We start from the raw sequence: 25,047 nt of genomic DNA on the forward strand, positions 1-25,047 counted from the left end.
GCTGTGGGACGGTGTGCGCGCGACACCAGCTTGAACCGGCTCGCCGCCTGGATTCCCGGGCGGCTTCCATTTTTCCCCTCTCAAGCCGTAATCAACGCCTCCAGCTTCACCGCATCCGCCGCGAATGCGCGGATCCCCTCAGCCAGCTTTTCCGTCGCCATCGCGTCTTCATTGAGCTGCCAGCGGAAAGCCGCCTCACCGCACTCGATGCGGGCGATATTGCCGGCCTGTGCCTGGTCGACCGACAGCTTGCGCTCCACGGTGCTTTCGCTGGCAGCCAGCTTCTCCAGCAGGTCCGGGCTGATGGTGAGCAGATCGCAGCCGGCCAGCGCCAGGATCTGCTCGGTGCTGCGGAAGCTGGCACCCATCACTTCGGTGGGGTGGCCGAACTTCTTGTAGTAGTCGTAGATCTGGCGCACAGAACGCACGCCGGGATCGTTGTCGCCCGCGTTGGCGGCAGCGTCCCATTTGTCGCCGGCTTGCTTCTTGTGCCAGTCCAGGATGCGGCCAACGAAGGGCGAGATCAGTTGCGCGCCGGCCTCGGCGCAGGCAACCGCCTGTGCCAGCGAGAACAGCAGCGTCATGTTGCAGTTGATGCCTTCGCGCTGCAGCACTTCGGCTGCGCGGATGCCTTCCCAGGTGGAGGCGATCTTGATCAGCACGCGCTCGCGGGCCACGCCGCGCTGCTCATACAGCGAGATCAGGTGGCGGGMCTTGGCCAGTGTGGCTTCGGTGTTGAAGGACAGGCGGGCGTCGACCTCGGTCGACACGCGGCCTGGTACGATGGCCAGGATCTCGCAGCCAAAGGCGATCAGCAGGGCGTCCATCACGGCGTCGGTGCCTTCATTGCCGCGCACGGCCTTTTCCAGCAGGGGACGGTACTCGGCCTTCTGGACGGCCTTCAGAATCAGGGAAGGGTTGGTCGTGGCGTCCTGCGGCGTGTACTGCTTCATCACCTGGAAATCGCCGGTGTCCGCCACCACGGTGGTGAACTGCTTGAGCTGATCGAGCTGGTTCATGGTCAGTGAGTTGCTTTTAAGGGTTGGTGATGGCGCAGGACCAAAACGGCAGGCCCCGGACGCCGCGCTGATGCATGCCTCGGGCCATTGTACCGTCGGCTCGCGCCCACGCCGGGGATGTCACGGCATTCCGGTACACTATGCGGTTTCCCCCAAAGCAGATGGGCTGTTGTCATGACRCAGGATGAACTCAAGGCGCTGGTGGCGCAAGCCGCGGCCGACTATGTCAAAGAGGTAGTGCCGGCGGGTGCGGTGCTGGGCGTGGGCACGGGCTCCACGGCCAATCTCTTTATCGATGCGGTGGCGGCGTTCAAGGAACGCTTTTCCGKCGCGGTCTCCAGCTCGGAGGCGTCTACGCGCCGCCTGCAGCAGCACGGCTTCCAGGTCTTGGACCTGAATGAAGTCGACGAAATCCCCGTGTACGTCGACGGCGCGGACGAGATCGACGCCAGCGGCGCCATGATCAAGGGCGGCGGCGGCGCGCTGACGCGCGAGAAGATCGTGGCCTCGGTGGCCAAGCGCTTTGTCTGCATCGCCGACGGCAGCAAGCTGGTGGATGTGATGGGCGCGTTTCCCCTGCCGGTGGAAGTGATTCCGATGGCACGCGCTGCGGTCGCCCGTCAACTGGCCGCATTCGGTGGCCAGCCGCGCCTGCGCATGACCAAGGAAGGCGGCATATTCAAGACCGACAACGGCAATGTGATTCTGGATGTGGCCGGCCTGAAGATCAGCAATCCGAAGTCGATGGAAGAAGCCATCAATCACATGCCGGGCGTCGTCACGGTGGGGCTGTTTGCCCTGCGCGGCGCGGACGTACTGCTGCTGGGCACGCCAGAGGGCGTGAAGCGCAGCGATTATTGAATCTGCCGGTCCCGTTGGCGGATCGTTGCATGAAAAAGGGTGCCGTAACAGGCACCCTTTTTGTTTCCCACCGCGCGGCGCGAAGCCGCGCTCAGCCAGATCAGGCAGCCGGCGGCGGCACGTAGCCCTGTGCCTGGTCCGCGCCTTCACCGAAGAAGTACTTCTCGGTCTGCTTGAGCAGGTACTGGCGAGCCCGGGCGTCGGCCATGTTCAGGCGGTTTTCGTTGATCAGCATGGTCTGGTGCTTGAGCCAGCCAGCCCAGGCTTCCTTCGACACGCTTTGCCAGATCTTCTTGCCGAGTTCGCCTGGCAGCGGCGGCAGGTCGAGCCCTTCGGCTTCTTTGTTGAGCTTGACGCATTGAACCATACGGGCCATGGGGAACTCCTTGTTGTCGTGTGATGTAGCCGGCGCGGCAAGGGGCCGGCCGTTGCGGTGCCGCTATTGTAACGAAGCGGGGGCCAGCCTTCAGGCTACCCCCACCGCCGTCACAGCTTCTTCATCAGCACCATCGACTTGCGCTGCCAGTTGTAGAGCTTGCGCTTGTCTTCCGGCAGGTCGTCCACGGTGGCGTGGACAAAGCCGCGCTTGAGGAACCAGTGCTCCGTGCGGGTAGTGAGCACGAACAGGCGGTCAAGCCCGAGGCTGCGGGCGCGGCGCTCGATGCGCTTGAGCAGGCGCTCGCCGTCGCCGGTGCCCTGGGCTTCGGACGACACAGTCAGGCAGGCCATCTCGGCCATGCCTTCGCGCGGGTAGGGGTAGAGCGCGGCGCAGCCGAACAGCACGCCATCGTGCTCGATCACCGAGAAGTTGGCGATGTCGCGCTCGATCAGGTGGCGCCCGCGTGGCACCAGCGTGCCGTCCTGCTCCAGCGGGGCGATCAGCTGCAGGATGCCGCCGACATCGTCCAGCGTGGCTTCGCGCAGGCTTTCCAGGTCGGTGTCGGAGATCATGGTGCCGACGCCGTCGTGCAGGAACAGCTCCAGCAGCACCGAGCCGTCCAGCTGGAAGGGGATCAGGTGGGCGCGCGGCACGCCGCCCTTGAGCGCCTTGACCAGGTGTTCCAGGTAATAGGAGACATCGGGCGGCAGGTGGTTGTTCTGCAGCCGCTCAACGGCGGTGCGCAGCGACATCTCCGGCATCAGCTTGCCAACGGGGTCTTGCACGCCGGGGACCTCGGTGATGAACACCAGCTTGTCGGCCTTCAGGGCGATGGCGGTGGCGCTGGCCACGTCTTCCATCGACAGGTTGAAGGCCTGGCCGGTGGGCGAGAAGCCAAGCGGCGAGAGCAGCACGATCTTGCCGTGCGACAGCGACATGCGAACCGACTCGCCGTCGATCTTGCGCACCAGTCCGGTGTGCTGGTAATCCACGCCGTCGACAATGCCGAGCGGGCGGGCGGTGACGAAGTTGCCGGAGATCACCGACAGCTGGGCGCCAGCCATGGGCGTGTTAGGCAAGCCCTGGCTGAAGGCGGCCTCGATATCCAGGCGCAGTTCGCCGGCGGCTTCCTTGGCGCACTCCAGCGCCGCGTTGTCGGTCACGCGCACGCCGTCAGCGAATTGCGACTCGACGTGGCGCAGCGCCAGCTGCTCTTCCACCTGCGGGCGCGAGCCGTGCACCAGCACGATCTGCATGCCCATGGCGTGCAGCAGGGCCACGTCATTGACCAGGGCGTTAAGGATGTTGGCCTTGACAAGCTCACCGCCGAAGGCGATCACGAAGGTCTTGCCGCGGAAGGCGTGGATATAGGGCGCAACCGCTCGCAGCCAGTCGACGAACTGCTGATGGTCGGGGGCGCCACGCTCGACGGGGTCGGCGCCCATGGCGGGCGCGGGCAGCGTGGAAGGGTCGGTGACGGGCAGGGGCTCGTCCATTTCGGACGGCGCGGGCGCGTCGGCTGGTGTGTCGGTTCTTGCATTCATGCCGCGGATTATAATCCCGGCCAATGTCAGCACAACGCCCCGYCAAACCTTTGTCGCCGGATCGGAAAACCGATGCCGGCCGCCCCGCGCCCAAGGCCGCCCCCTCGCCAGCCCAGCCCGCTGTCCAGCCTGTCGACAGGCCGGCGCGCGCGCCGGCCGTGGCCGCCACGCCGGCCGCCGGTCCGCCGGCCGAACGACAGCCCCGGCAGCCGGGCCAGGCCCGGCAAGCCAGGCCGCAGCCGGCAAACGGCACGCCCCGGCCGCCGCGCCCGGAGCGCACCGAGCGCACCGAGCGCACCGAGCGGGCGCCCCGCGAGGCACGCCGCCCGGTGCGCCAGGCCAACCCGCTCCCGCCCATCACCTTCCCCGAGGCGTTGCCGGTATCCGGCCGCCGCGAGGAGATCGCGCAGGCGCTGCTGGCCAACCAGGTGGTGATCGTCTCCGGCGAAACCGGCTCAGGCAAAACCACCCAGTTGCCCAAGATCTGCCTGTCGATCGGGCGCGGCCCGGGCGCTGACGGCAGCGGCGGCCTGATCGGCCACACGCAGCCACGCCGGATCGCCGCCACCTCCACGGCCAAGCGCATCGCGCAGGAGATCGGCACGCCGCTCGGCGAGCACGTGGGCTACCAGGTGCGTTTCAATGACACCATGTCGGCGGGCGCGTCGGTCAAGCTGATGACCGACGGCATCTTGCTGGCCGAGACGCAGAACGATCCGCTGCTGCGCGCCTACGACACCATCATCATCGACGAGGCGCACGAACGCAGCCTCAATATCGATTTCCTGATCGGCTACCTGAAGGAGATCCTGCCGAAGCGGCCAGACTTGAAGCTGGTCATCACCTCGGCCACCATCGACGCCAACCGCTTTGCCGAGCACTTTGCGCAGGGCGGCAAGCCCGCGCCGGTGATTGAGGTCAGCGGGCGCCTGTATCCGGTGGAAATCCGCTACCGGCCGATCGAGAAGGACAAGCCGGCGCCGGGCGAGGGCGCGCCCAAGTCCGCGCAATCGAAAGATCGCGACTTGTTCGACGGCATCGTCGAAGCGGTGGACGAGCTGTGCCGGCTCGGCCCGGGCGATGTGCTGGTGTTCCTGCCCGGCGAGCGCGAAATTCGCGAGGCTGCCGAGGCGCTGCGCAAGCACCATCCGCCGCATACCGAGATCCTGCCCCTGTTCGCGCGCTTGTCGGTGCAGGAGCAGGAACGGGTATTCCGGCCCTCCAACGCGCGGCGCATCRTGCTGGCCACCAACGTGGCCGAAACCTCGCTGACCGTGCCGGGCATCCGCTACGTGGTGGATACCGGGATGGCGCGGGTCAAGCGCTATTCCTACCGCAACAAGGTCGAGCAGCTGCAGATCGAGGCGATCTCGCAGGCCGCCGCCAACCAGCGCGCCGGGCGCTGCGGCCGGGTGGCAGACGGCGTGTGCATCCGGTTGTACGAGGAGGCCGATTTCACCAGCCGGGCGCGCTTTACCGATCCGGAAATCCTGCGTTCGTCGCTGGCCGCGGTGATCTTGCGCATGAAGGCGCTAAAGCTGACGGCGATCGAGGAATTCCCCTTTATCGAGCCGCCGCTGGGCCGGGCCATTGCCGACGGCTACCAGCTGCTGCAGGAGCTGGGTGCGGTGGAAAGCGTGGGCGACGACGCCAACGCGCTGACCCAGGTCGGCCGTCAGCTGGCCCGCCTGCCACTGGACCCCCGCGTGGCCCGCATGACGCTGGCTGCGCGCGAGCACCATTGCTTGCGCGAGGTGCTGATCATCGCCAGCGCGCTGTCGGTGCAGGATCCGCGCGATCGTCCGCAGGAGGCGCAGGAAGCCGCCGACCAGGCCCACCGCAAGTTCATGGACGAGCGCTCCGAGTTCCTGGGCTGGGTCAAGATGTGGAAGTGGTTCGAGGACGCGGTGGCGCACAAGAAGACCAACCGCCAGCTGCAGGACCAGTGCCGCGCCAGTTTCCTGTCGCATGTGCGCCTGCGCGAATGGCGCGACGTGCATTCGCAGCTGCTGACTACCGTCACCGAGCAGGGCTGGAAGCTCAACGAGAGCGAGCCCACCTATGAGCAGGTGCACAAGGCGCTGCTCACGGGGTTGCTCGGCAACGTAGGTTGCAAGATCGAAGACGCTGACGGACGCGGGCGCGAGTACCTGGGCGCACGCGGCATCAAGTTCCACCTGTGGCCCGGCTCGCTGATCGCGCGCAAGGTTGGCCGCTGGATCATCGGCGCCGAGCTGATCGAGACCAGCCGGCTGTTTGCGCGCACGCTGGCCAAGATCGAGCCTGAATGGCTGGAGCAGGTCGGCCGCCATTTGCTCCGCGTTAGCTGGAGCGATCCGCACTGGGAGAAGAAATCCGGCCAGGTGATGGCGATGGAACGCGCCACGCTGTACGGGCTGGTGGTCTACCAGCACCGGCGCGTGCACTACGGGCCGATGAACCCGGCCGAGGCGCGCGAGCTGTTTATCCGCCGCGGGCTGGTGGAAGGCGAGTTCGATACCAAGCTGCCGTTCTTTGCCCATAACCAGCGCCTCACGCGCGAGATCGAAAACCTGGAGCACAAGGCGCGCCGCCAGGACGTTCTGGTCGACGATGAGCTGATCTTCGCGTTCTACGATCGCCTGATTCCCGCCGAGATTCACCAGCAGGCCACCTTCGAGCAGTGGTACCAGGCTGAGAGCGCGCGCGAGCGCAAGCTGCTTTACCTGAACCGCGAGGAGCTGATGCGCCACGAGGCAGCTGGCATCACCACCGACCTGTTCCCCAAGCTGATGCCGGTGGCGGGCGTGGATATGTCGCTGACGTACCACTTCGAGCCCGGCAGCCATCGCGATGGCGTGACGCTGACGGTGCCGCTGTACGCGCTCAACCAGGTGCGCCAGGAGCGCGCAGACTGGCTGGTGCCGGGCATGGTCAAGGAGAAGGTGCACCTGCTGCTCAAGTCGCTGCCGCAGAAGCTGCGCCGCCATTGCGTGCCGCTGCCGGATTACGCGGCGGGCTTCGTCGATCGCAATGCCTTTGGCGAGGGCGAGTTGCTGGACGTGCTGATTGCCGACATCCGGGAGCAGACCGGCACCATGGTCAAGCGCGCCGACTTCAAGCTGGAAACCTTGCCCGCCCACCACGCCATGAACTTCAAGGTGGTGGACGAGCATGGCCGGCAACTGGACATGGGCCGCAACCTGGCGCAGTTGCGTGCCGAGTTTGGCGGGCAGGCGCAGCAGTCGTTCCAGAACATCGCCGCGCGCGATGTGCCGGCGGCCGAGGCGGGGCAATACGAGAACCTGACCAGCTGGTCCTTCGGCGAACTGCCCGAGCTGCTGGAGGTCCGCAAGGGCAACCAGACGCTGTATGGCTATCCTGCGCTGGTCGACCACGCCACGCATTGCGACGTGGAGGTCTTCGACGATCCGCAGGAAGCCGCGCGCATCCATCAAGCCGGGCTGCGCCGCCTGTTTGCGTTGCAGTTGCGCGAGCAGGTGAAGTTCCTGGAGAAGAACATCCCCGGCATGCAGCAGATGGCGATGCAGTACATGACGCTGGGCACGCAGGAGATGTTGCGCGACCAGATCGTGATGCTGGCGCTGGAGCGGGCCTGCTTGCAGGCGCCGCTGCCGCGCAACGAGGCTGAGTTTGCCGCCCGCAAGGAAGAAGGGCGTTCACGCCTGAGCCTGCTGGCGCAGGAGATCGCCCGGCTGGTAGGGGCAGTGCTGGCCGAGTACGCGACGCTGCCGCGCAAGCTGATCCAGGCCAAGCCGTTCGCCGCGGCGCATGCCGATATGCAGGCGCAGCTGACGCGGCTGATGGGCAAGAGCTTTGTGGCCGATACGCCTTACCTGCAACTGGTGCATTTCCCGCGCTACCTGAAAGGCATCGCCATGCGCATCGACAAGATCAAGGGCGATCCGGCGCGCGACACCCAGCGGCTGCAGGAAATTACGCCGCTGCTGCAGCAATGGCAGCGGGCCGAGACGCAGTTGCGGCAGCAGGGGCGGGGCGTGGAAGACGCGCGCCTGGACGAGTTCCGCTGGATGCTGGAAGAGCTCCGTGTGGCGCTGTTCGCGCAAGAGTTGCGCACGCCCGTGCCGATGTCGGTCAAGCGTCTGCAAAAGGTGTGGGAAGCGATGCAGCGCTGAAGTCAGGGTTGCCAGCCTTTCGCGCGAACGCTACCCCCCGTGTGGAGAGTGTGACCAATTGTTAGTTTGTTGCGCTAGGTCATCGGATCGCAGTCCGAAAACGTTAGAATGATCGATTAAGTCATTGTTTAACAGTCTTATGCTCGCATTGCGTCGTGTAGTTTCCGGGTTTGCCGCCATCGGCACCCTGGCCCTGGGGATGGTAGCGGCGCCGGCGTTGGCGGAAGTGGTGGTGGTGCTCAATTCTGGTGATGCTACCGTCACCTTGATCGACAAGGACACCCAGAAGGTGCTGGAGACGTTCCCGGTCGGGAAGGAGCCGCACCACCTGATCGCCACGCCCGACGACAAATCGCTGATCGTTGCCAATGCGGTCGGCAACGACCTCGTGTTCCTCGACCCGGTCACCGGCAAGGTCCAGCAGCGCGTGGCCAATATCGACGATCCCTACCAGATCGGCTTCTCGCCCGACCAGAAGTGGTTCCTGACCACGGGCAACCGCCTTGATCGCGTCGACGTGTATCGCTGGGACGGCAAGGCGCTCAAGATCGCCAAGCAACTGCCGCTGGCCAAGACGCCGAGCCATATCGCCTTTACCGCCGACAGCCGTGTTGCCTTCGTCACGCTGCAGGACTCCAACGAGGTGGTCGCCATCGACCTGCCTACGCAGACCGTGATGTGGCGCATGAACGCCGGCTCGGCGCCGGCGGGCGTGTGGGTTACGCCGGACCAGAAATACCTGCTGGTGGGCATGACCGGCGCCGATTATGTCGCCGTGATCGACTGGCATACCCGCACCGTGGTCAAGCAGATCCAGACCGGCAAGGGCGCGCACAATTTCCGCGCAGTGGGCGACAAGCGCCATCTGTTCTTGTCCAACCGGGTCTCCGGGACTATCAGCATCGTCGACCAGCAGACCCTGACCAAGGTTGGCGACATCACCGGCCTGCCGGCTGGCCCCGATGACATGGAGCTGACCGCCGACGGCAAGACCTTGTGGGTGAGCTTCCGCTGGGCGCGTTCGGTGGGCCTGATCGACGTGGCCAGCCGCAAGCTGGTCAAGACCATCCGCGTGGGCCGCTCGCCGCACGGCATTTATTTCCGTACCCGCGCACCGCTTTATTGAGAGAGGGCGCCCGTCCGGGAACGCCATGGCGGGCGCGGCATCGAACTAGTATGGCCGCCGCCACTCCAATGCAGTCACAGGAAATCAGGACAGGCATCATGAGCAAGCATTCGCAGTCCCGGTTGCCCCGCGCTTTGGTCCGCGCGGTGGCTGCCGGGCTTGCAGCCACCGGACTGGCGCTGGCCGCCGGGCCGGCCAGTTCGGCGGGCGCGGTGCCTGCCGCCGCGCCCCAGGCCTGCCGCGCCGGCACGCTCTACCTGACCTTCGATACCGGTAGCATGAGCCAGGCGGCGCTGATCGCCGATACGCTGCGCCGGCACCATATCAAGGCCACGTTCTTCCTCGCCAACGAACCCACCGTCGACAAGGACAGCTCGCTCGACCCGGGCTGGGCCGCGTACTGGAAGACGCTGGCCGCCGATGGCCATGTTTTTGGCAGCCACACGTTCGATCACGTCTACCTGCGCGGCGTACGCGACGGCAAGGTCACCATGCGGCCGCAGTTCGGCGCACATGCGGGGCAGGACGTGGTGATGGACCAGCAAAGCTTTTGCAGCGAGCTGAACCGCAGCGCGCAGGCGCTGAAGCACCTCAGCGGCGCGACCATGTCGCCACTGTGGCGGGCACCGGGCGGCCATACCGCGCCGCAGACGCTGCAATGGGCCGAGCAGTGCGGGTTCAAGCACGTGGCCTGGGCGCCGGCCGGCTTCCTGGGTGACGAGCTTTCGTCCGAGCGTTTCCCGAACAAGGTGCTGCTGGAGCGCGCATTGCGCGGGCTGCGCGATGGCGACATCGCCATGGCGCACCTCGGCATCTGGTCGCGCAAGGACCCCTGGGCGCCCGGCGTGCTCGAACCGCTGATCGGCGGCCTGGAGCAGAAGGGCTTCTGCTTCGCCACGCTGCGCGAGCATCCCGCCTATCGTGACTGGCTGCGCGGGCAGTCCGCGGTGGTGGCTGGGCAACCAGCCGGGAGCCGCTGATGCTTGACCTGCTCAACGGCTGGATCGGCCAGATTGAAGCCACGCTGTTCCAGGACGTGATCCTGCCTGTGGTCTACCAGCTTGGGCTGGGCGGCTATGCCGAGGACGCCTTCACCGGCACCGAATGGCTGCTGGTCGGGCTGGTGCAGATCGTGGTGATGGTGCTGATCCTCGGGCCGCTGGAAAAGCTGCGCCCGGTCGAAGCCGTGACCGACCGCGCCGCCATTCGCGCCGACATCCTCTACACCGTCGTGCATCGCCTCGGCCTGTTCCGGCTGGCCATGTTCTTCCTGCTCGGTCCGCTGATGGACGGGCTGGAAGGGCATCTGCGCCTGCTCGGCTGGCAGCGGGTCAATGTGGAAGACTGGTGGCCGGCGGTGACGTCGATCCCGCTGGTCAGCTTCTTTATCTACCTGCTGCTGTTCGACCTGCTCGACTACTGGTACCACCGCCTCTCGCATACCTACCGCTGGTGGTGGAGCCTGCATTCGCTGCATCACAGCCAGCGCCAGATGACGCTATGGAGCGATAACCGCAACCACCTGCTCGACGACATGCTGCGCGACGTGGTGTTTGCGGTGGCGGCGCTGGCGGTGGGCGTGGAGCCTTCCCAGTACGTGCTGCTGGTGGCGCTGTCGCAACTGCTGCAGAGCTTGCAGCATGCCAACCTGCGCCTGCACTTCGGCACGTTGGGCGAGCGGCTTCTGGTCTCGCCGCGCTTTCACCGCACCCATCATGCGGTTGGCGTCGGCCACGAAACCATCGGCCGGCCCACCAAGCTGGGCGGATGCAACTACGGCGTGATCTTTCCCTGGTGGGACATGTTGTTCCGCACCGCTGTGTTTACCGACGCCTACTACCCCACCGGTGTGCGCGACCAGATGCCGCCGCCGGCAGGCAAGGGGCGCGACTACGGCGCTGGCTTCCTGTCTCAGCAGTGGTACGGGATCAAGCGACTGTTGCGGCTCGGCTGAAGCGGCGGGGCGCCTGCCGTGGCAGCCCCGGCAGCGCGCATTCCCGCGCAAGGCGCGCTCCCGCGCCCTGCCATCTTGCGCTAGCGGCGCACGCGTCTCCCGCGGCACTTATGACGTGTGCTAGTCTAGTTGTCCCCGCCTTTGTGGAACCCCAATTTACTGCATGAACGATATTTTTCGCGCGCTAGGCCGTGCCCTGATCAGCCAGCTGCATCCGCGCATGCTGATGCTGACCGTCATTCCCTTCCTGCTCGCCACCGGGCTGTGGGGTGGCCTGCTGCTGTGGGGGTGGGAGCCGATCATGACAGCTGCGCGCGGCGTGCTCGAGACGTCGGTGCTGACCAGCTGGATCTATGGCGCGCTCGACTGGTTCGGCCTGCAGTCCCTGCGCACGGTGGTGGCGCCGCTGTTTGTGATCGCGCTGATGATCCCGCTGGTGATTGCTTCCATGCTGGTCTTTATCAGCTTGTTCTCGGTGCCTGCCGCGGTGCGGCACCTGGAGCGCAGCTATCCGGACCTGGTCAAGGCCAAGGGTGGCAGCATGCTGGGCAGTGTGTTCCAGGCGCTGGGCAGCACCATGGTGTTTCTGCTGCTGGCGCTGGTGACGCTGCCGCTGTGGCTGATCCCGCCTTTCTTCGCCTTGATCCCGCCCTTGCTGTGGGGCTKGCTGACCTATCGCGTGATGACCTACGACGCGCTCGCGCAGCATGCCACGCCAGAGGAGCGCAAGACGCTGATGAAGCGCCATCGCATGGCGTTGCTTACCATTGGCGTGGCGGTGGGCCTGCTGGGCTCGGCGCCGACGCTGATCTGGGTGGCTTCGGCCGCGCTGATTTTCCTGTTCCCGTTCGTGCTCGCGGGCACGCTGTGGCTGTATGTGCTGATCTTTATTTTCTCGGCGCTGTGGTTTGGCCATTTCTGCCTGCGCGCGCTGGAGCAATTGCGCGCCGAGCGCGCTGCTGCGGCAGCCGCGGCGGCGCCGGTGGCGGATGTTATCGACCTGGCGCCGTCCGATGTGCGGCGCATTGAACAATCCTGAAGCGAGGGCATCATGGGTTTCGGCCTGATCGTCATTGGTGACGAGATTCTGTCGGGGCGGCGCGAAGACAAGCATATGCGCCGTGCCATCGAACTGCTGGCGGCGCGCGGGCTGGCGCTGGACTGGGCGGAATACGTGGGCGACGAGCGCGCGCGCATCACCGCCACGCTGCGCCGTACGTTCGCGGGCAACGATGTGGTGTTCTGCACAGGCGGCATCGGCGCCACGCCCGATGACCACACCCGGCAGTGCGCCGCGGCCGCGCTCGGCGTGCCGCTGGCACTGCATCCGGACGCCCGCGAACAGATCGCCTTGCGGATCGCGGAGACCGCGGCGGGCGATCCCGCCAAGGCCGACCTGAGCCTGCCGGAGAACCAGCATCGCTTCAAGATGGGCGAATTCCCCGCCGGGGCGCGCATCATCCCGAACAGCTACAACCGCATCCCGGGTTTTTCCGTGGCCGACCATCATTTCATGCCTGGCTTCCCGGTCATGGCGTGGCCGATGATGGAATGGGTGCTGGATACCTACTATTCCTACCTGTTCCATCAGGCGGTGCAAGTGGAGCGATCGTTCCTGGTGTTCGAGGCGCCGGAATCCACGCTGACGCCGCTGATGGAACGGGTCGAGGCCGCCTTCGAGGGCGCTCGCGTGTTCAGCCTGCCGTCGGTGGGCGACGCCAAGCGCGGCGAGCTCTATGCGCGCCGCCACATCGACCTGGGCGTGAAGGGCCTGGCGGACCAGATCGAGCCGGCCTATGCCATGCTGCGCGAAGGCGTGCAGGCGATGGGCTTCGAACTGGTGGAGGTCGCGGCGCGGCGCCCGGGAGATCCTGCAGGGGACTGAGCCGCGGGGCAGGCGTGGCCAATGCAATGAAAAAACGGGACAGCCACGCTGTCCCGTTTTGCCTTTTTGCGCGATTTATGCGTATCGTGCGTCTTGTGCGATTCGCGCGTTCCCGAGCTTCAGGCGCCGTGCCAGGGCAGGCCGCGGAAGCACCAGCCTTCCACGGTCTTGCGGTGGTGCTGCTCGTCGCGAGCGCCTTCGAAGCCTTCCAGCACGTCCATGGCGAACTGATAGCCGGCTTCCGTGGCGACGCGGGCAGCGTGCTTGGAGCGTGCCGCACTGCGGCACAGGAACAGCACGGGCACATCGGCGCGCACGCGGGCCTTGAGCTGTGCGATAAAGGCGGCGTTCTGTGCACCGCCCGGATAGCTGCTCCATTCCACATGCGCCGATTGGGCTTCCGGCAGGTCCGGCCCGCCGATCCAGTCGAGCTCAGCTTGCGTGCGCACGTCCACCATCACGGCGGTGGGGTCGCCCTGCAGCAGTGCAAAGGCTTCCTGCGGGGAGAGGGCGCCGAAGTACGGCAGTTGGTTTTGCTGCTGGCGCTCGCGCGCCGCTTGAAGTAGATCGTCYCGGGTGGTCATCTGGGTGACAAAATCGGTGGGTGAAATGGCATCTGGCAGAGGCTGCCGGATATTCTAGCGCGCCGCGCGCTTGCCGGCGGCCTTTGGCCGCGAACGGCAGCGAGCGGCATCTGTTGCGCTGGCTTGGCCGCGCGCTGCGGGCATCCTGGTAGCCGCATCTTGCACCGCAAGCAGGCAACGGCGCCCGGTTTGCGCCAAAATGTTCTAATTTGGTGCGTTGGCACAAAAATAGTGCGATCAGGTGTTTAAATGCACTGTTTTGGTGATTTTCGCGGGAGCCGGGGAGAGCCGCCGGCGTCCCCGGAATGAGGCGGGAGCCGACCGGATTTTTGCGTATGCCATACGCGGCACCCGAAACGCGCCTGGGCCTCCATATCGCGCCGCCTGGCTGCACTTTTTTCGGGAACGCAGGGGTAACTAGGGGGTTGCCTTGGCATGCTTTCTGCTAACATTCCTCGTCCCTTTCGTGGCCGATCTTTGTGTTGATGTAAATGCCTTTGAGGCGTTGCACAGCGGAGGTCGACGCAAGAATGGCTTTTCTAGATTCAGCCGAATTTCCAGGAGATAGGCATGGCCCACAGCGTTGCAGATGTGATGAAGCTTGTGAAGGAAAACGACGTCAAGTTCGTCGACTTCCGTTTCACCGATACCAAAGGCAAAGAGCAGCACGTGTCGGTACCCGTGTCGCACTTCGATGAAGACAAGTTTGAAAGCGGCCACGCTTTCGACGGTTCGTCGATCGCCGGCTGGAAGGGTATCGARGCTTCGGACATGCTGCTGATGCCGGATCCGAATACCGCTAACGTCGATCCGTTTTACGAAGAACCGACCCTGATCCTGACCTGCGACGTKGTTGAGCCGTCGGATGGCAAGGGCTACGACCGCGACCCGCGTTCCATCGCCAAGCGCGCCGAGGCTTACCTGAAGAGCACCGGCCTGGGCGACACCGCCTACTTTGGCCCGGAACCCGAGTTCTTCATCTTCGACGGCGTGACGTGGAACATCGACATGCAGGGTTGCTCCGTTAAGATCAACTCGGAAGAAGCACCGTGGTCGTCGGGCAAGGAATTCGAGCACGGCAACAGCGGTCACCGTCCGGGCAAGAAGGGCGGCTACTTCCCCGTTGCCCCGATCGACACGTTCCAGGACATCCGTTCGGAAATGTGCCTGATTCTGGAATCGCTGGGCATCCCCGTGGAAGTGCACCACCACGAAGTCGCCGGCCAGGGCCAGAACGAAATCGGCACCCGCTTCAGCAYGCTGGTGCAGCGCGCCGACTGGACCCAGCTGCAAAAGTACGTGATCCAGAACGTCGCCCACACCTACGGCAAGACCGCTACCTTCATGCCGAAGCCGGTCGTYGGCGACAACGGTTCGGGCATGCACGTGCACCAGTCCGTATGGAAGGATGGCCAGAACCTGTTCGCAGGCAATGGCTACGCCGGCCTGTCGGAGTTCGCGCTGTACTACATCGGCGGCATCATCAAGCACGCTCGCGCGCTGAATGCCCTGACCAACCCGGGCACGAACTCGTACAAGCGTCTGGTGCCGGGCTTCGAAGCCCCGGTCAAGCTGGCTTACTCGGCTCGCAACCGTTCGGCATCGATCCGTATTCCGTACGTTGCCAACCCGAAGGGCCGCCGCATCGAGACCCGCTTCCCGGATCCCCTGATGAACCCGTACCTGGGCTTCTCGGCGCTGCTGATGGCTGGGCTGGACGGCGTGCAGAACAAGATCCACCCGGGCGAAGCTGCCGACAAGAACCTGTACGACCTGCCGCCGGAAGAGGATGCAAAGATCCCGACCGTGTGTAACAGCCTCGACCAGGCCCTGGAATACCTCGACAACGACCGCGAGTTCCTGACGCGCGGCGGCGTCTTCTCCAACTCCATGATCGATGCCTACATCGAGCTGAAGATGGAAGAAGTCACCCGCTTCCGCATGACCACGCACCCGATCGAGTTCGATATGTACTACTCGCTGTAAGGCGAGGCGTTGCCAGGTTGTGACCGGGCAACAGTTGCACCAGGAAGGGGCGGCCTCGGCTGTCCCTTTTTGTTTTGTTCGCCGGTTTGATCGCTAGAATGGGGCTCCTTTCCCACCATCCCTGCTGATGTCAATGGACGCGCTCGAATTCCCGCTTTCCTCGCTTCGACCGATGCACCGGTTCAGTGCCTCCATGCACGTATCGGCGGCTGCCTGCGCCATGCTGGCGCTTGTGCTGGTGTGCTGGAGCCGGCCGGCCCCGGCGCAGTCGGACATCTATGTCTGCGCTGGCCCCAACGGCGTGCCCGAATACCGCAACGGCAACGGGGGCAAGGGCTGCAAGCGGCTCAGCTTGCCGGAAGTCACGACGGTGCCGGGCGGCCGTGTGAGCGCCCCTTCGGCAGGCAAGGGTGCCGGGCCCGCCACCGCGCCCACCGCGTTTCCGCGCGTGGACAGCGCGACCCAGAAAAGCCGCGATGGCGAGCGCCGCGCGGTGCTTGAGCAGGAGCTGCAAAGCGAGGAGGCCAAGCTGGCCGCGCTGCGCGCCGAGTTCAACAACGGCCAGCCCGAGCGCCAGGGCAATGAACGTAACTACCAGAAGTACCTCGACCGCACCGCCACGCTGCGTGACGACATCGCGCGTGGCGAGGCCAATGCCGCATCGCTGCGGCGCGAACTCTCCAATTTGAAGGACTAGCACTATGCGTCGCCTGATTCGCAGCGTCTCGCGCAAGGTGGCTTCGGCCGGGGCTGGCACGCCGGCCGAGGATGGAGCCACGGTGCTGCCATTGGGCGATGTGTCCTACCACCAGGGGCTGGACGTGGTCGCCAACCCCGTGTTGCTGGTGCGCCAGCCCGGCCTGCGCATCGTCTACGCCAATCCCGCCGCCGAGGCCAGCTTCGCGGTGTCGCGCAAAGCCATGGTGGAGCTGTCGCTGGCAGACCTGTTCGGTGCCTCGGAAGAGCTCGGCAGCATGATCGAGACCGTGATCTCACGGCAGTTCGATGCGCGCCGGCAGGATGTGATACTGCATCCGCCCCTGCAGGAGCCGATGCATGCGCACGTGGTGATTGGCGCGCTGGATGCCACGGCCGACACGGTCCTGGTGGAAGTGCTGCCCAACGAGCAAAAGGTACGCAGCGACCGCGAGGAGCGCATCCTTGACCTGACCTCGGCCAACAAGGAGCTCATCCGCAATCTGGCGCATGAGATCAAGAACCCGCTGGGCGGCATCCGCGGCGCGGCGCAATTGCTCGAATTCGAGTTGCCTGACCGTTCGTTGCGGGAGTACACCCAGGTCATCATCAAGGAGTCGGACCGCCTGCAGACGCTGGTGGACCGCCTGCTGGAGCCGCACCGCCATCCGCACATCGTGTCCGACCTCAACATCCACGAGGTGCTGGAGCGCGTGCGCTCGGTGGTGCTGGCCGAATTCCCTTCCGGGCTGGATATCGTGCGCGACTACGACGCGAGCCTGCCAGACCTGCGCGGCGACATGGAGCAGTTGATCCAGGCCGTGCTCAACATCGTCCACAACGCTGCCCAGGCGCTTGCGGAGCGCGTGGCGCGGGGCGATGCGCAGATCATCCTGCGGACCCGGGTGGCCCGCCAGGTAACCATAGCGAAGCGATTGTTCAAGCTGGCATTGGACTTGCATGTCATTGATAACGGTCCGGGCATCCCCGAGGATATCCGCGAACGCATCTTCTACCCGCTGGTGTCGGGCAGGGATGGCGGTAGCGGCCTCGGTCTCACACTCGCTCAAACCTTCGTGCAGCAGCACGAGGGCTTGATCGAATGCGAGAGCCGGCCGGGCTGTACCGACTTCCGTATCCTGCTGCCCCTGCATTGATCGCATCGGCGACAGCAATTGGAACTGCCCCAATGATTGCTGCCGACCGGCTTGCCGGCGGTGTGCGGCCAGGTTCACGGAAGACCAAATGACACCGAGCAGACAAGCGACGCACATGAAGCCGATCTGGATAGTCGACGACGATCAATCAATCCGCTGGGTTCTTGAGAAGGCCCTCGCCCGCGAAAGCCTGCTCTCACGCAGCTTCACGAACGTGCGCGATGTACTGGCCGCGCTGGAAGACGACGAACCACAGGTCCTGATCTCCGATATCCGCATGCCGGGTGGCTCGGGGCTGGACCTGCTGCAAGCGCTCAAGGCACGGCATCCGGGGCTGCCCGTCATCGTGATGACGGCGTACTCCGACCTGGATAGCGCGGTAGCGGCCTTCCAGGGCGGCGCCTTCGAGTACCTGGCCAAGCCCTTCGATGTGGATAAGGCGGTCGAGCTGATCCGCCGCGCGCTGCAGGAAAGCCTGCGCGAGGAGGAGCTCGAAGACCGCCTGGTCGACGCGCCCGAAATCCTCGGCCAGGCGCCAGCCATGCAGGACGTGTTCCGCGCCATCGGTCGCCTGTCGCAATCGAACGTGACGGTGCTGATCACCGGCGAGTCCGGTACCGGCAAGGAACTGGTGGCGCAGGCGCTGCACAAGCACAGCCCGCGTGCCAACGGGCCCTTTATCGCCCTCAATACCGCGGCCATTCCGAAGGACTTGCTGGAGTCGGAGCTGTTCGGCCATGAGCGCGGCGCCTTTACCGGCGCACAGACCATGCGCCGCGGCCGCTTCGAGCAGGCCGAGGGCGGCACGCTGTTCCTCGACGAAATCGGCGACATGCCGTTCGACCTGCAGACGCGCTTGCTGCGTGTGCTGTCGGATGGCAACTTCTACCGCGTGGGCGGCCACAACCCGCTGCGCGCCAATGTGCGGGTAATTGCCGCTACCCACCAGAACCTGGAAACGCGCGTCAAGGAAGGGCTGTTCCGCGAGGACTTGTTCCACCGCCTCAACGTGATCCGCCTGCGCCTGCCGCCGCTGCGCGAACGCCCGGAAGACATCACGCTGCTGGCGCGTCATTTCCTGCAGAAGAGTGCCAAGGAACTGGGCGTGGAGCCCAAGCGCATGTCGGACGAGGCGCTGGCCTATGTTGGCACGCTGCCGTTCCCCGGCAACGTGCGTCAGCTGGAGAACCTGTGCAACTGGCTGACCGTGATGGCGCCTGCGCAGACCATCGAGGTCAAGGACATGCCGGCCGAGATGATCGGCACCGGCACGGCGCCGGGCGGCGGTGCCGGCGCGGCGCGCCAGGCGGAGTTCCGGGCAGAGGGCAGGGCGGACGATGCCGACGGCCATGACGCCGTCGACTACGGCGCCGCGCCTTCCACCCTGGGCGCGGAGCCAGATACCGCGCTGGCTTACGCCGGCCGCTCGGCTGCGGCCAGCGCGCTGGCCGGCTGGGAGCACCTGCTGGCGGGGGAAGCCCGCGCCATGCTGGAGTCCGGCCAGCCGGAAGTCATGGACGCGCTGACGCGGCGTTTCGAGAAGGCCGTGCTGGAGGCTGCGCTGGGCGTCACCCGCGGACGCCGCGTCGAGGCGGCCACGCGCCTGGGCATTGGCCGCAATACCATCACGCGCAAGCTGCAGGAGCTGGGCTTCGATTGAATCGGCTCCTGGCCGTTGTTGCAGCGCATAAAAAAACAGCCGGGCTTGCCCGGCTGTTTTTTTTATTGGCGGCGCGCCATTGGCAGGTCAGCCGCGCGCGGCCAGCAGAAGCTCGGCCATTTCCGCGAAGCCCTCGCCGCAGGCTGCCTCGGTGATATAGGCGGGCTTTGCCGGCAACTGCGGCAGGATGTCACGGATGTTGGCCACCCCGACCGACAGCGGGAAATGGRCAAACATGCTGGCGTCGTTCGCGGAGTCGCCGATAAACAACCACTCCTCCCGCTCGGCATCCAGGTCGGCGCCCAGCAATTCCGCAGCGCACAAACGGCTCATGCTGAGCTTGTCATGATCCCCGAACCAGCCGTTGACGTGAATGGACGAGACCGTGGCGGTCATGCCGGCTTCCCGCATCAGCCCGGCAATGCGCTCAACCGCGGCGGGCGGCAGGGGGGCGACGTCCTCGGCGTGGTCGACGGCCAGGTCGGCGGCGTGCCAGGCTTGGTCAGAGGCCAGCGCGCAGCCTGGTACCTCTTGCACGATGCGCTTGCCAAGCGCGTGGATGCGCGCCAGGTTRTCGGCCCGGGTRGYGGMRTCGTCCAGGTAGCGGGTCACSAGCTTGCCCGCGCGCAGGTGSGAGTAGAAGGCGCCGTTCTCGCCGATGATGGCGTCCACCGGCCATAACCGCGTCAGGATCTCGGCCCAGGCGATGCAGCGTCCCGTGACCGGGATCACGTGCAGCCCGGCTGCCTTGAGGCGGTCGAGCGCCAGGTAGGTGGCCGCCGGCAGCCTGCCGTCGGTGGTGATGGTGCCGTCGATATCGGTCAGTACGCCGCGAATCCGGCGCAGTGCCSGGGCAGGAAGGCTTTGTATGGCTTGCATAGCGCGAGATTCTACCCTGTCAAGCTGCCGATAAATCGTTGTCATATTATTGTAATTTAGTGGAAATGCCCGGTTTTCCAATCCAACAAGGCGGGGTAACATCCGCCTGTCACAAAAACTGCATACAGTCGGACGATTTTTGTCCAATGCCACAAGATAGAACAGGAGAGATTTCCATGACCGTAAAACGTACCGCGTTGACCCTGGCCGCCTTTGCCATGCTGGCCGGCGCAGGATCGGCCAATGCCGCCGTCGAGATCCAGTGGTGGCATTCGATGGAAGGTGCGCTCAACGAGAAGGTGAACGCGATCGCCACGCAGTTCAATGCCAGCCAGTCCGACTACAAGATCGTACCGATCTACAAGGGCCAGTACGACGAGTCGCTGGCCGCGGGCATCGCTGCCTTCCGCTCGGGCAACGCGCCGGCGATTCTGCAGGTCTTCGAGGTGGGTACGGCTACCATGATGAGCGCCAAGGGTGCCATCAAGCCGGTGGCAACGGTCATGAAGGACGCTGGCGAGAAGTTCGATGCCAAGATGTACATCCCGGCGGTGGCTGGCTACTACACCTCGAACAAGGGTGAGATGCTGTCGTTCCCGTTCAATAGCTCCACCACGGTGATGTATTACAACAAGGACGCCTTCAAGAAGGCCGGGCTGGATCCGAACAAGCCGCCCGTGACCTGGCAAGAGGTGGCCACCGATTCCGCCAAGCTCAAGGCTGCCGGCATCTCTTGCGGTTACACCACCGACTGGCAGTCGTGGGTGCAGCTGGAAAGCTTCTCGGCCTGGCACAACGTTTTGTTCGCCACCGAGAACAATGGTTTCGGTGGCACGGGCGCGCGCCTGGTGTTCAATTCGCCGCTGCACGTCAAGCATATTGCCAACCTGCTCGACATGCAGCAGAAGGGCTACTTTGTCTACGGCGGCCGCAAGGACGAGCCGAAGGCAAAGTTTATTGCCGGCCAGTGCGCCATGCTGACCGGTTCCTCGGCGGCGCTGGCGAATATCCGCAAGAACGCCAAGTTCGATTTCACCGTGGCGCAGCTGCCGTACGAGCAAGGCGTGCCGGGCGCCCCGCAAAACACCATTATCGGCGGCGCTTCGTTGTGGGTGATGGGCGGCAAGAAGGCCGAGGAGTACAAGGGCGTAGCCAAGTTCTTCACCTATCTGTCGCGCCCCGAGGTGCAGGCCGACTGGCACCAGTCGACCGGCTACCTGCCGGTGACGACGGCAGCCTACGAACTCACCAAGAAATCGGGCTTCTATGAGAAGAACCCCGGCGCAGACGTGGCGGTCAAGCAGATGATCGTCAAGACCACCGACAAGTCGCGCGGCATCCGCCTGGGCAACTTCCCGCAGATCCGTACGGTGATCGACGAAGAGCTTGAAGCGGTGTGGACCGGCAAGAAGCAACCTAAGGAGGCACTGGATTCGGCGGTTGCGCGCGGCAATGAATTGCTGGAGCGTTTCCAGAAGACGGTCCGCGAATAAGCGCTGCAGCTTATTGAGTGTTTGGGAGGCGGAGGCTGTGCCTCCGTCTTTGGTTTGTGCGGCAGCCTCGCCGCACTGGCTATGGCTGATGACGCGCCGCGCATAGCGGTGGCTTGGATGCGTGATGGAAAAACGGGTCGTATTCCGATCTTCATGGTTGCCTTATCTGCTGGTGCTTCCGCAGATGGCGGTGACGCTGATCTTCTTTTTTTGGCCGGCCGGACAGGCGCTGTACCAGTCTGTGCTGCGGCAGGATGCCTTTGGTATTGATCTCCAGTTCGTTGGCCTGGAGAACTTCCGCGATCTGTTCAGTGATGCGCAGTACCTGAACTCGTTTCGCGTCACGGGCGTGTTCGCCGTCGGGGTGACGCTGGTCGGGCTGACGGTCTCGCTGATGCTTGCCTACTTTGCCGATCGCGTGGTGCGGGGCGCCAGTGGCTACAAGATGCTGCTGATCTGGCCGTATGCCGTGGCGCCGGCGGTGGCGGGCGTGCTGTGGATGTTCATGTTCAACCCGACCCTGGGCGTGGTGTCCTACGCGCTGCATCGGTTCGGTGTGGACTGGAACTTCCTGCTCAATAGCAACCAGGCCATGCTGCTCGTGGTGCTGATCGCAGCGTGGAAGCAGATCAGCTACAACTTCCTGTTCTTCCTGGCCGGCTTGCAGAGCATCCCTAAATCGCTGATCGAGGCAGCCGCCATCGATGGCGCGGGGCCTTGGCGCCGGTTCTGGTCGATCATATTCCCGTTACTGTCGCCGACCACGTTCTTCCTGATGGTGATCAATGTGGTGTACGCCTTCTTCGACACCTTTGCCATTATCGACGCGGTGACGCATGGCGGCCCCGTCAACGCTACCAATACGCTGGTCTACAAGGTCTACCAGGATGGCTTCCGCGGCCTCGATATCGGCGGCTCGGCCGCGCAGTCGGTCGTGCTGATGGGGATCGTGATTGTTCTCACGGTGGTGCAGTTCCGCTACGTGGAACGCAAGGTGCAGTACTGAAGGATTGGCAAAATGGTAGAACGACGACCCTTTCTAGATTTTCTCTCGCACCTGATGCTGGTGCTGGGCGTAGTGGTAGTGGCTTTCCCTGTCTATGTCACTTTTGTTGCCTCGACGCTGACTGCCGACGAGGTGCTGCAGGCACCGATGACGCTGCTGCCGGGCAGCCATCTTCTGGAGAACTATCGCACCGTGCTGGTAGCCGGCGTGGGCAATGCCGCCTCGCCGGTCTCCACCATGATGTTGAACAGCTTGATCATGGCGCTGGGCATCGCGCTGGGCAAGATCACCATTTCGATCATCTCGGCCTTCGCGGTGGTGTACTTCCAGTTCCCGCTGCGCAAGACCTTTTTCTGGATGATCTTCATCACGCTGATGCTGCCGGTGGAAGTGCGGATCCTGCCGACCTACAAGGTGGTGTCCGATCTCGGCATGCTGGACAGCTACTTCGGCCTGACCATCCCGATCATCGCCTCGGCGACCGCGACCTTCCTGTTCCGCCAGTTCTTCCTGACCATTCCGGATGAGCTGGCCGAGGCCGCGCGCATCGACGGTGCCGGGCCGCTGCGCTTCTTCAAGGACGTGGTGCTGCCGCTGTCCAAGACCAGCATCGCGGCGCTCTTTGTGATCCAGTTCATCTACGGCTGGAACCAGTACCTGTGGCCGCTCCTGATCACCACGCAGAAGTCGATGACGCCGGTGGTGGTGGGCGTCACGCAGATGATCTCCCGCTCCGGGGATGCCGCGACCGACTGGAACCTGGTGATGGCCACCGTGATGCTGGCCATGGTGCCTCCCGCGATCGTGGTGGTGCTGATGCAGAAGTGGTTCGTCAAGGGCCTGGTCGAAACTGAAAAATAAGCGGGTGGGGCGGGGCGCTCATTGGATGACGCGCCCGCCACGCTTGCCCAGCGAGAAAGAATAGCAATGGCAAAACTGTCGCTTCGCAACGTACAGAAAACTTACGCCGGCAACGTCAAGGTTGTGCACGGCATCGATATGGAAATCAACGATGGCKAGTTCATCGTCATCGTCGGCCCCTCGGGCTGTGGCAAGTCCACGCTGCTGCGCATGGTGGCCGGGCTGGAAGCCATCAGCGGCGGCGAGGTGCATATTGGCGACAAGGTTGTCAATAGCCTCGAGCCCGCCGAGCGGGACATCGCCATGGTGTTCCAGAACTACGCGCTCTACCCGCATATGAGCGTGTACGACAACATGGCCTACGGGCTGAAGATCCGCGGCATGGACAAGAGCGAGATCGAGCAGCGCGTCAAGCATGCCGCCGGCATCCTGGAACTGGCGCCCCTGCTGGAGCGCAGGCCCCGTGCGCTGTCGGGCGGCCAGCGCCAGCGTGTGGCCATGGGCCGCGCGATCGTGCGTGAGCCTGCCGTGTTCCTGTTCGACGAGCCGCTGTCCAACCTCGACGCCAAGCTGCGCGTGCAGATGCGCCTGGAGTTGAAAGAGTTGCACCGCCGCCTGCGCACCACCAGCATGTACGTGACCCACGATCAGGTCGAGGCCATGACGCTGGCGGACCGCATGATGGTGCTCAATGGCGGGCGCGTGGAGCAGATCGGCACGCCGCTGGAAGTCTACGCACGCCCGGCCAGCACCTTCGTGGCCAGCTTTATCGGCTCGCCGCCGATGAATCTGGTCCCGGTGGCGCGGACCAATGGCGGGCAGGGCGAAGCGCAGATGCGCGTGGAGCAGAAGCCGGGCGCGCAAGGCGCGCCCGCCACCCTTGGCCACCTGCCGATGGGCCTGCACTTGCCCGAGCGCGCGCTGCTGGGCCTGCGTCCAGAGCATATCGAGCCGTGCGCGGCGCACGAGGCGATCGCCGAGATCGAGGTCCGGCTGGTCGAGGCGCTCGGCGCCGACTCCTTTGCGTATGGCACGCTGGGCGGCCAGCCGGTGGTGGTGCGGCTGGACAGCAACATGCCGGTGCGCGGCGGCGATCGCCTGCCGATCACGGCCACGGCCGAGCACCTGCATTTCTTCGACACCGATTCCGGCAAGCGCATCGAGGCCTGACATGACCCTAGCCGCCTGGCCCTATCCGCGCCATGTTGCCCATCGTGGCGCGGGCAAGCTCGCACCCGAGAACACCCTGGCGGCGTTCCGCCACGGCGCATCGTTTGGCTACCGCATGTTCGAGTTCGACGTGAAGCTGTCGGGCGACGGACGCCCGGTGCTGCTGCACGACGCGACACTGGACCGCACCACTAACGGCCAGGGGCGGGCCGATGCGCTGACGCTGGGCGAGATCGCCATGCTGGACGCGGGCAGCTGGCACAGCCCTGCCTATGCCGGCGAGCCAGTGCCCACGCTGGCGGCGATTGCCCGCTATACCCGTGCCAACGGCTTCTTCGTCAATATCGAGATCAAGCCCGTGCCCGGCGCGGAATGGCGCACCGGCGCGGCGGTAGCCCTCGACGCGCAGGCACTGTGGGCCGGCAGCGATKTGCTGCCGCTGCTGTCGTCATTCTCGGAAGAGTCGCTGGAAGCGGCCCGCAAGGCCGCGCCTGGCCTGCCGCGCGCGCTGCTGCTGGACAAGCTACCGCCCGACTGGCTGGAGCGGCTGCGCCGGCTGGACTGCGTGGCGCTCGATGCCAACCATCGCGAGCTTACCGCCGAGGTCATCCAGGCAGCCCATGCGGCTGGCTTCCGGGTGGCCTGCTATAC

The 25,047-nt window shown here is 65.0% G+C and carries 21 protein-coding genes; 16 read left to right on the forward strand and 5 right to left on the reverse strand.

The window, feature by feature from the left end; translation table 11 throughout:
* Positions 1-80: 80 nt before the first annotated feature.
* Positions 81-1,019, reverse strand: coding sequence for a transaldolase (gene tal / locus AC1DS3_RS15445; RefSeq protein WP_477127482.1), 939 nt, complete (start codon positions 1,017-1,019; stop codon positions 81-83).
* A 174-nt stretch (positions 1,020-1,193) separates the two neighbouring features.
* On the opposite strand from tal, the gene rpiA reads away from it, so the two are divergent.
* Positions 1,194-1,880 (forward strand): ribose-5-phosphate isomerase RpiA, encoded by a 687-nt coding sequence (gene rpiA, locus AC1DS3_RS15450; RefSeq protein WP_477127483.1) that lies wholly within the window; start codon positions 1,194-1,196, stop codon positions 1,878-1,880.
* 100 nt (positions 1,881-1,980) lie between these two features.
* Here the strand turns inward: rpiA and AC1DS3_RS15455 are convergent, their stop codons facing one another.
* Positions 1,981-2,256 (reverse strand): oxidative damage protection protein, encoded by a 276-nt coding sequence (locus AC1DS3_RS15455; RefSeq protein WP_441640360.1) that lies wholly within the window; start codon positions 2,254-2,256, stop codon positions 1,981-1,983.
* 110 nt (positions 2,257-2,366) lie between these two features.
* Positions 2,367-3,704, reverse strand: a complete 1,338-nt coding sequence (gene argA, locus AC1DS3_RS15460) for an amino-acid N-acetyltransferase (protein ID WP_441640365.1) — start codon at positions 3,702-3,704, stop codon at positions 2,367-2,369.
* A gap of 122 nt (positions 3,705-3,826) precedes the next feature.
* On the opposite strand from argA, the gene hrpA reads away from it, so the two are divergent.
* The 6 genes from hrpA (at position 3,827) to AC1DS3_RS15490 (ending at position 12,904) form a co-directional block, all read left to right on the forward strand.
* Positions 3,827-7,939 (forward strand): ATP-dependent RNA helicase HrpA, encoded by a 4,113-nt coding sequence (gene hrpA / locus AC1DS3_RS15465; RefSeq protein WP_477127484.1) that lies wholly within the window; start codon positions 3,827-3,829, stop codon positions 7,937-7,939.
* Between the two features lie 199 nt (positions 7,940-8,138).
* Positions 8,139-9,065 (forward strand): YVTN family beta-propeller repeat protein, encoded by a 927-nt coding sequence (locus AC1DS3_RS15470; protein ID WP_441640972.1) that lies wholly within the window; start codon positions 8,139-8,141, stop codon positions 9,063-9,065.
* 98 nt (positions 9,066-9,163) lie between these two features.
* Positions 9,164-10,045: a polysaccharide deacetylase family protein gene (locus tag AC1DS3_RS15475; RefSeq protein WP_441640952.1), complete on the forward strand. Its 882-nt coding sequence runs from the start codon at positions 9,164-9,166 to the stop codon at positions 10,043-10,045.
* Positions 10,045-11,019, forward strand: a complete 975-nt coding sequence (locus tag AC1DS3_RS15480; protein WP_441640953.1) for a sterol desaturase family protein — start codon at positions 10,045-10,047, stop codon at positions 11,017-11,019. The genes AC1DS3_RS15475 and AC1DS3_RS15480 overlap by 1 nt, the downstream gene beginning before the upstream one ends.
* A gap of 163 nt (positions 11,020-11,182) precedes the next feature.
* On the forward strand, positions 11,183-12,058 hold the full coding sequence (locus AC1DS3_RS15485; protein ID WP_477127485.1) for an EI24 domain-containing protein: 876 nt from the start codon (positions 11,183-11,185) through the stop codon (positions 12,056-12,058).
* A 12-nt stretch (positions 12,059-12,070) separates the two neighbouring features.
* Positions 12,071-12,904 (forward strand): competence/damage-inducible protein A, encoded by an 834-nt coding sequence (locus AC1DS3_RS15490; RefSeq protein ID WP_441640955.1) that lies wholly within the window; start codon positions 12,071-12,073, stop codon positions 12,902-12,904.
* Between the two features lie 119 nt (positions 12,905-13,023).
* Here AC1DS3_RS15490 and AC1DS3_RS15495 read toward each other — a convergent pair whose 3' ends face one another.
* On the reverse strand, positions 13,024-13,488 hold the full coding sequence (locus AC1DS3_RS15495) for a rhodanese-like domain-containing protein (RefSeq protein ID WP_441640956.1): 465 nt from the start codon (positions 13,486-13,488) through the stop codon (positions 13,024-13,026).
* Between the two features lie 570 nt (positions 13,489-14,058).
* On the opposite strand from AC1DS3_RS15495, the gene AC1DS3_RS15500 reads away from it, so the two are divergent.
* The 4 genes from AC1DS3_RS15500 to ntrC all read left to right on the forward strand — a co-directional run bounded on the left by AC1DS3_RS15500 (position 14,059) and on the right by ntrC (position 18,987).
* The gene (locus tag AC1DS3_RS15500; RefSeq protein ID WP_477127486.1) at positions 14,059-15,474 is read left to right on the forward strand and encodes a 3-hydroxylaminophenol mutase; all 1,416 of its coding nucleotides are present in this window, start codon (positions 14,059-14,061) and stop codon (positions 15,472-15,474) included.
* 133 nt (positions 15,475-15,607) lie between these two features.
* On the forward strand, positions 15,608-16,171 hold the full coding sequence (locus tag AC1DS3_RS15505) for a DUF4124 domain-containing protein (protein ID WP_441640958.1): 564 nt from the start codon (positions 15,608-15,610) through the stop codon (positions 16,169-16,171).
* 4 nt (positions 16,172-16,175) lie between these two features.
* Positions 16,176-17,327 carry a nitrogen regulation protein NR(II) gene (gene glnL / locus AC1DS3_RS15510; protein WP_441640959.1) on the forward strand — a complete coding sequence of 384 codons (1,152 nt, stop codon included), beginning with the start codon at positions 16,176-16,178 and terminating at the stop codon, positions 17,325-17,327.
* Positions 17,328-17,442: 115 nt separating this feature from the next.
* Entirely contained in the window at positions 17,443-18,987 is a 1,545-nt protein-coding gene (gene ntrC / locus AC1DS3_RS15515; protein WP_441640973.1) for a nitrogen regulation protein NR(I), read from the forward strand.
* Between the two features lie 87 nt (positions 18,988-19,074).
* On the opposite strand, the gene AC1DS3_RS15520 is transcribed toward ntrC, so the two are convergent.
* Positions 19,075-19,866 (reverse strand): HAD-IIB family hydrolase, encoded by a 792-nt coding sequence (locus AC1DS3_RS15520; RefSeq protein WP_477127487.1) that lies wholly within the window; start codon positions 19,864-19,866, stop codon positions 19,075-19,077.
* 176 nt (positions 19,867-20,042) lie between these two features.
* Between AC1DS3_RS15520 and ugpB the strand changes: the two genes are divergently transcribed.
* From ugpB to ugpQ, 5 genes are all read left to right on the forward strand, one after another.
* Complete coding sequence (gene ugpB / locus AC1DS3_RS15525; RefSeq protein ID WP_174423279.1) at positions 20,043-21,359, forward strand: sn-glycerol-3-phosphate ABC transporter substrate-binding protein UgpB; 1,317 nt, start codon at positions 20,043-20,045, stop codon at positions 21,357-21,359.
* A 124-nt stretch (positions 21,360-21,483) separates the two neighbouring features.
* On the forward strand, positions 21,484-22,365 hold the full coding sequence (gene ugpA / locus AC1DS3_RS15530; protein ID WP_174423278.1) for a sn-glycerol-3-phosphate ABC transporter permease UgpA: 882 nt from the start codon (positions 21,484-21,486) through the stop codon (positions 22,363-22,365).
* 12 nt (positions 22,366-22,377) lie between these two features.
* The gene (ugpE, locus tag AC1DS3_RS15535; protein WP_441640962.1) at positions 22,378-23,226 is read left to right on the forward strand and encodes a sn-glycerol-3-phosphate ABC transporter permease UgpE; all 849 of its coding nucleotides are present in this window, start codon (positions 22,378-22,380) and stop codon (positions 23,224-23,226) included.
* Between the two features lie 66 nt (positions 23,227-23,292).
* Positions 23,293-24,396, forward strand: coding sequence for a sn-glycerol-3-phosphate import ATP-binding protein UgpC (locus AC1DS3_RS15540; RefSeq protein ID WP_477127488.1), 1,104 nt, complete (start codon positions 23,293-23,295; stop codon positions 24,394-24,396).
* A gap of 1 nt (position 24,397) precedes the next feature.
* A partial coding sequence (gene ugpQ, locus AC1DS3_RS15545; protein ID WP_477127489.1) for a glycerophosphodiester phosphodiesterase occupies positions 24,398-25,047 on the forward strand: 650 nt, incomplete at its 3' end.

The organism is Cupriavidus sp. 01L46, from assembly GCF_056399905.1.